7 protein-coding genes are annotated in these 6,522 nt (G+C 36.9%); 4 read left to right on the forward strand and 3 right to left on the reverse strand.

The window, feature by feature from the left end; all coding sequences use genetic code 11:
• Both MW688_RS20340 and MW688_RS20345 read left to right on the forward strand, forming a co-directional pair.
• Positions 1 to 322: HNH endonuclease (locus tag MW688_RS20340; protein ID WP_486737839.1), on the forward strand; the 322-nt coding region annotated here is incomplete at its 5' end.
• Between the two features lie 254 nt (positions 323 to 576).
• On the forward strand, positions 577 to 819 hold the full coding sequence (locus MW688_RS20345) for a hypothetical protein (protein ID WP_486737840.1): 243 nt from the start codon (positions 577 to 579) through the stop codon (positions 817 to 819).
• 200 nt (positions 820 to 1,019) lie between these two features.
• Here the strand turns inward: MW688_RS20345 and ltrA are convergent, their stop codons facing one another.
• Positions 1,020 to 2,798, reverse strand: a complete 1,779-nt coding sequence (gene ltrA / locus MW688_RS20350) for a group II intron reverse transcriptase/maturase (protein WP_486737841.1) — start codon at positions 2,796 to 2,798, stop codon at positions 1,020 to 1,022.
• An 846-nt stretch (positions 2,799 to 3,644) separates the two neighbouring features.
• Here ltrA and MW688_RS20355 point away from each other — a divergent pair.
• Positions 3,645 to 4,160: a hypothetical protein gene (locus tag MW688_RS20355; protein WP_486737842.1), complete on the forward strand. Its 516-nt coding sequence runs from the start codon at positions 3,645 to 3,647 to the stop codon at positions 4,158 to 4,160.
• A gap of 363 nt (positions 4,161 to 4,523) precedes the next feature.
• Here the strand turns inward: MW688_RS20355 and MW688_RS20360 are convergent, their stop codons facing one another.
• Together MW688_RS20360 and MW688_RS20365 are read right to left on the reverse strand one after the other, a co-directional pair.
• Positions 4,524 to 4,949: a hypothetical protein gene (locus tag MW688_RS20360; RefSeq protein WP_486737843.1), complete on the reverse strand. Its 426-nt coding sequence runs from the start codon at positions 4,947 to 4,949 to the stop codon at positions 4,524 to 4,526.
• A gap of 191 nt (positions 4,950 to 5,140) precedes the next feature.
• The gene (locus MW688_RS20365; RefSeq protein ID WP_486737844.1) at positions 5,141 to 5,479 is read right to left on the reverse strand and encodes a DDE-type integrase/transposase/recombinase; all 339 of its coding nucleotides are present in this window, start codon (positions 5,477 to 5,479) and stop codon (positions 5,141 to 5,143) included.
• A gap of 143 nt (positions 5,480 to 5,622) precedes the next feature.
• Between MW688_RS20365 and MW688_RS20370 the strand changes: the two genes are divergently transcribed.
• Positions 5,623 to 6,228 carry a hypothetical protein gene (locus tag MW688_RS20370; RefSeq protein WP_486737845.1) on the forward strand — a complete coding sequence of 202 codons (606 nt, stop codon included), beginning with the start codon at positions 5,623 to 5,625 and terminating at the stop codon, positions 6,226 to 6,228.
• Positions 6,229 to 6,522 lie beyond the last annotated feature (294 nt).

A 6,522-nucleotide genomic window follows, 5' to 3' on the forward strand; every position in this document is an offset into this window, starting at 1 on the left:
ATTCTTTGGCTTTATACTTCTTTTATATTTTATCTATGGGGCTGCTGAATGTGGGATAAAAATGTCAAATAAAAAACCTAAAAAGATTAAAGTTATTTCTTACAGATATGAAAGAAATCCTGATCTCATCGCCGAAGCATTACACAGAGCAGAAGGTAAGTGTGAAAAATGCAAAAAGGACGCTCCTTTTATAAGAGCTTCAAATAATACTCTTTATTTAGAAGTTCATCACATAATACCGTTATCAGAAGGTGGATGTGATAGTCTTGATAATGTTTTGGCTTTGTGTCCCAATTGTCACAGAGAATTTCATTATGGATAAGCCTTCAGACGCAAATAATGCAAAAGGATAAAGGCGATCGCCATACTCAAACTTGAGTATTTTTATTCAGTTTAACAAAAAGAGACTAGTTCGCGAAAAACAATCGCGAATAATTATTGAACACTATTTGATTTGCTCGTTCTAAGGGATTTTGTGGGTAAGCGATTTTGGTAGTGCTCGCCATCTAATGACAGAGTGCTGGTTTTCGGTTAAAGTAGTCAAGCCGTTGACTATTTTGATGCTTAATTTAAAGAATGACCCACTCTGTTAGAGGAGATAAAAGTATTTGCATACCTGTTGCTAGTGAAGCCGAATATAAGAACATTATAGCTGATAATGACACTTTTAGAAGATATATTCTTCAACTCCTAGAAAAAAATCCAGAAATCTTCCCCATTGAGAGTTACCATGACAACTGGCTGCATAATTTGTTGATTGCCAGTTCTCTAAATGGTCGTCGAACTGCTGAAAAATCGTCCACCCACAAAATCCGTTAGAACCAGACTACGAGCCATTTAAAAATCTTTTCTGGAAATGTCTAATAGTCAGCGATCGCAATAGTCTCTAGAAAATCAAACTTTTACACAGCAAGGGTTACAAGGATATGTGGCCTGATTGTTAGGGTCGATGAGGAGCATTGCTGCACCTCACCTCCCATCCGAAACCGTGCATGAAAGTTGTCCCTTCACACGGCTACTCAATGTGTTTCCCTTTTGTCACTACGGGACTTCTGACTACCATCGTTGGCAGTTTTTTCATCGTGGCAATGGCGGTGTAGTAATTGGAGATTTTCCCATTTATCTTTGCCTCCGCATGAAATGGGCTTTATGTGGTCAATTTCCAATACATCACCTTCTTTAAAATGCAAGCCGCACCAAGCACATTTCCCCTTTTGTTGCTTTAGTAACGCAGATTTTCTACTAGGCATCTCAGGGTATTTACTTAGTCTTTGACTCCAATAAAGAGATTCACCATCATACGGGCTTTTATCGGCTAAGACCTTAACGTAGTCGTTTACACTGGAATGGAACTCGATATAAGTTGTTAGTTCCAAAGCGCCGCTAGTTGGTCGTGTCGCAAAAACCCATTGCTTATCGCCTATTGTGTGCCAATATTTCTGGTGTCCTTTATTAATGCTTCCGGTTTGTCTTTTCGCCCATCTTCTCAATCGAAGATAGAGTATTCTGTCTAACCGTGAGAAATCCCCTGTGGTTCCTGCATCTGAGACTCTGTAATACCTCGCCCATCCTCTAATTACAGGATTTAAGTCTTTAATAAGCTTTGCTTGAGACTTAGATTTGTTTTTAGTAATGATGGATTTGATTTTAAGTTTGTGGGTCTCAATTGCCTTTTTTGAGGGGGTAATGAGGGTGATGAAACCAAGACTTACACCTCGACTGTTTTTATTGTCTCGGTATTTTCCCGCAGGATATTGTTGGATATGATGTCCAAGAAAATCAAATCCTGCCATACCATCCTCACTTAAGTGCGGATGTAATGTATGTGTTATTCGAGTCTTTTCAGGTTTCAATTCTAAGCCAATACCTTTTAGCCATTGTTTTATGATTTCCTCACACCTAATAATGACCGCTTTGGATTCATTTAAAACAACGAAATCATCAGCATATCTTATAAAAGTAGGCTTCTGTATTTCCTGTCCAAATTTAGCTTTTGACCCGATTACTTTACCTGCCTTATTAGCTGAAAATTCTTGGTCAATAAGATTTTCTAAACCATGCAAAGCAATATTCGCTAATAATGGTGAAAGCACACCTCCTTGCGGAGTTCCATCATTACTTGCTATGAATTCTCCTGAATCTACAGCCCCAGATTTTAACCAAGCTTTTATTTGTTGCTTAATTTTTCCTTTGACATTTAGTTTCAGAAGTAAAGCTTTATGGTCTATGCGGTCGAAGCACTGCGATATATCTGCATCGAAAACAAATTTCGCTTTTGATACTATGCAGTTTTTGATATGTTTAATGGCATCATGGCATGACCTACCGGGTCGAAAACCATAATTTGATGGTTCAAATCGAGCTTCCCACTCAGGCTCTAGCGTAGCTTTTACTACAGCTTGAAGGGCGCGGTCAAATATAGTAGGTATAGAAAGTGGTCGTTTCTCTGTTTTCCCTGGCTTAGGAATCCATATTCTCCGTGTGGGTTTGGATTTGCCGTTTATGTATAGACCATTTGTTAGGTTCAGACGTGCTTCTGGGGATAGTAATTTTATACCGTCCACTCCGGCTGTCTTTTTACCTTGGTTGTCTTGTGTTACCCTTCTAACCGCTAAAGCTCTATTCGACCAAGACCTCATTAATGTTCGTTGGAGTTTTCTGGCTCGCTTAATATCGCCACAACGTGAAGCGGCGTAGATGCGTTTTTGTAACTTGAAGACGTACTTTTCGACTTGGCGCCAATTGATACTCCTCCATCCCTCAGTATTCAGTGTTGAATCTGATTTAAGCTTTTTCATTACTACTTACACCTCTAGCTCTATGCACATTGCGAGTTACGTCTGCTTATCCTGGACATTACTCCATCCCTTTTCAGGCTTTAACCGTTACTTCGGTTTAGGCATTTGCTTCTTAACCCATCCCATCCAATTAAAGCTTTTAGCCTGACCGCCTACCTATGTATCGACCTCCATAGGAGCTATAATTTGGGTTACTTCGTTCCTGACATCCATTTTTTTCGAGTCTTTAGGGGATGTCTTTCCACCGGGGGTTTAGGAAGTGCGCTGTTTCAGTTGTAAGAACCTAACAGTCCTTACCCTATCGGTTATTTCCGAACCAAGGTGTGTCCGAAACACAAGCTTATATCCCTTGGTGAGATGTAACGATGGCTCAACGACATTTCGTCTGCTCTCCCCATAGACTCTTGCTTGCGGTTGGTGCTTTCAGCAATTACCACCATTTACCGCTTTCATCCCCGCTTTACGAATTTGATAGTCAGTCGCCTCCGTAGGGGCTACCATTATTGGTAGCTTATGTGCTTTCAGCCCCGCACCAGGGCGGTAAGACTTGGTTTTCTAGGTTACTCACCTCACTTACATGGATATCAAGTTGTCATCAGTAAAGGATTTTAAAGTGCGGACTCAACCAAATTTGGTTACTTTACTGATGCCTGGAATCCCTCCAAATAATGGGTTTCTCCAGAACGAATCGCACTTACACGTATCTCGGCTCAACCCCTATTTCTTTGTATAAAATAGAAAAATAAATATACAAAAAAAATGGTGATTATATTTCAACTATTGTGTTATAATTACATCATAACTTTACTTGTTAGTAATATTGTAGGTTAGTAGTAAATAAGATCCATGAAAAACTCTTATCTATCAATTAGAGTAATACTCATATCAAGTGTAATTTTTGTTTGTTTTTTAAATACAAAATTAGCCTTAACTCAAAATCGAACAGAAGGGATTAACAACGAATCTCAATTGTTGGCACAAACAAGAAGTATATCAGCTCCACAATGGGAAGATGACAGTTTTAACTGCAAGTATAGTGATAATAGTTCATATCAAATTACTTCTGGACCAAGTTTTGATGAACAAAATACACAAGTAGATTGGATTGTTGAAAGTGTTTTTGTAGGTACACGTAGAGTTCCTGGAGAACCTCTTGATTTGAGCAATATAAAATTTACAGTTCCTCCATATTTTTTAGCTGAATTTGTAGATTCGAGTGGGGTTATTTTAGGGACAGCTCAACTTAGTGAAGAAGGTCAAGGAGATATAAAGCGATTCACTCTGATAATTCCTAATAGTATTTGGCAAAGATGGTCAGAAATTTCTACAGTTAGAATTATTTGTAAGAAAGGATTCAGCTAGAAGATAAGGTTCTGTCGCAAAAAGTTAGAAACGACAGATTACTTCAGCTATGTGTAAGCAGACCTTGGAAGAGAAACAAGCTCCAGCGATAAAGTATATCATTCATACTTTTAGGCAAGATTTCTCATTTCAAGGCACAAAAAATTTCAGTAGATGGAAAACTTTTTTTGATCAACGAGAGAATAAGCCTTTCAGCCTTCATATTTGACAAAATAATCTTGCCACTCTTGGCGAGCCCTCGCAGAATAAAATCTATCAAAGCTAAAAACAATTGTAAAACAAGGATTAGAGATGATAGTACTTTTGCTCTATATAGACGAAGCCATAAGGCTTCTAGAAAACATTTCCATCTACTGAAATTGCTTAACATCGGCTAAATTCACTTCCTACTGCGTTTATTAATTTTCCATCTTGGATAGAAAGAAAATCTTCTACCCACTCAGAATTCTTTAACTCAACCCAATTATTCTCAAGTCCTATAAATCTACGTCTTAAAGATCTAGTTATAACTTTACCAGAAGAGATTCTCCATTCTCCTTCTACTTCTGAATTAGTAGGAAATGTAGAACGTAGTCTATATGTTCCATTAGAACGAAATTCATACGTAAATGTAGCATAAGACGGACTACCTGCGAAAAGTGTCCAGCAAGTATCAACAATGTCTGACTGACTTAAAACAATTAATTGTCCTGCAAAATAAGATTTTTTGTCTTGACTATTAAACACATCAATAGCTTCAGTTTTACAAGGAAAAGTAAAAAATAAAGCTAAGAAAGGCATGGTTAGCACTACTTGCTTAATTAATAATTTTTTCATCTTATATTTCAATAATCAATGTTTGTATTTTTTTAGGTTACCATATTATACAACAAACACAATCCCTATGCAATTACTTACAAGAATCATAATTTTATCGTCCAGGAAGGTTCTGTTGCAAAGAGTCATGAAGCATACAATACTTCTGTGTATCTCGCGTGTTTTTAAGCAGCAACATCAAATAGTGATTCAATAAATTCTTTTTGAGCTACACTATCCCTATGATCAACACCATCAACTTGACTTTTGTTAATTGCGTGCATAATTTCAATTCCTCTTATAGTTCGCCACTCTGTACCGAACGATTTGTATCCCAATCCAGCATTAGTTATTTTTTTGACGGCTCTGTGATCTTGTTCAATTAAATTATTTAGATATTTCACCCGTCTCAATTTACTATTTGGATCCAGAATTCCTTCTCTCTTCATGTCTTCCACGGCTGAGGTTGTTTGGGATTCATCAATTCTGTTAAATAGAGCAGTCACGCCCCTATAATTTAGCATATTACGAGCGCGACTGATATTTTTTGCAACAGAACCCTATTTGTAGCTATTATTGATAGTAAAGCCTATGTTATCGCCTTCTACTTCCCTTATTAACTAATATTGGAGTAAATTGTTACATTTAATACTAACCGAGTGAAATTATGAAAAAATCCTGGTTTTTTGGTCTAACCTTAATTGTTAGTTCCTTATTACCTTATACACCTGTATTAGGGCAAATAGCTCCAGACGGCACCGTCCCTACGGAAGTAAATACTAATAATAACACGATGAAAATAACAGGGGGTGGTAGGGCTGGTAATAATTTATTTCTTAGTAATACAAACTTATTACTAACTCAAAATCAAGTGGAAAAAATTAACAATAAACCTGAGTTTTTAGCACAAACAAGAAGTATATCAGATCCGAAATGGCAAGATAACGCTTTTAATTGCAAGGTTAATGATCAGACTTCATATCAACTTATTTCAGGACCGACTTTTGACCAACAAAATAGAAAGGTATACTGGATTGTTGAACGGGTTATGGTTGTACCTCCTGGTGAATTCCCGAATATTCCCATTATAACTTTTTTAGCTAATTTTAAAGATTCTAGTGAGATTGTTTTAGAAACAATTCAACTTACAGAAGAAGGTAGGGAAGATAGAAAGCGATACACCCTAATAATTCCTGAGAGTATATGGCAAAGATGGATAGAAATTTCTACAGTTGAAATTGTTTGTTATGAAGGATTTTTTCGACAATATTAACATTTAGTCACAAGTAAATGTAACTAATTATTTTTTGCAACAAAACCGGAGATTCCTATGTCAATTTTTTAGTAATAAGCAATGACTACATTCAGAGTTCAACACGATAAACACAACCCATACACAATTATTGATAAGGGATTTTTAGACAATCCCAATCTAACTGCCAAGGCGAAGGGTATATTTTCCTACTTGCTCTCCAAGCCGGATAATTGGCGCGTCCGCCTTAATCATTTAGTAACCCACATTCAGCAGCCCCATAGATAAAATATAAAAGAAGTATAAAGCCAAAGA

Source organism: Johannesbaptistia floridana (assembly GCF_057440575.1).

What these genes read in the sequence shown, in the direction of transcription:
- MW688_RS20345 (WP_486737840.1), top strand. Translation starts at nt 577, where the DNA reads ATGACCCACTCTGTTAGAGGAGATAAAAGTATTTGCATACCTGTTGCT.
- ltrA (WP_486737841.1), bottom strand. Translation starts at nt 2,798, where the DNA reads ATGAAAAAGCTTAAATCAGATTCAACACTGAATACTGAGGGATGGAGG.
- MW688_RS20355 (WP_486737842.1), top strand. Translation starts at nt 3,645, where the DNA reads ATGAAAAACTCTTATCTATCAATTAGAGTAATACTCATATCAAGTGTA.
- MW688_RS20365 (WP_486737844.1), bottom strand. Translation starts at nt 5,479, where the DNA reads ATGCTAAATTATAGGGGCGTGACTGCTCTATTTAACAGAATTGATGAA.
- MW688_RS20370 (WP_486737845.1), top strand. Translation starts at nt 5,623, where the DNA reads ATGAAAAAATCCTGGTTTTTTGGTCTAACCTTAATTGTTAGTTCCTTA.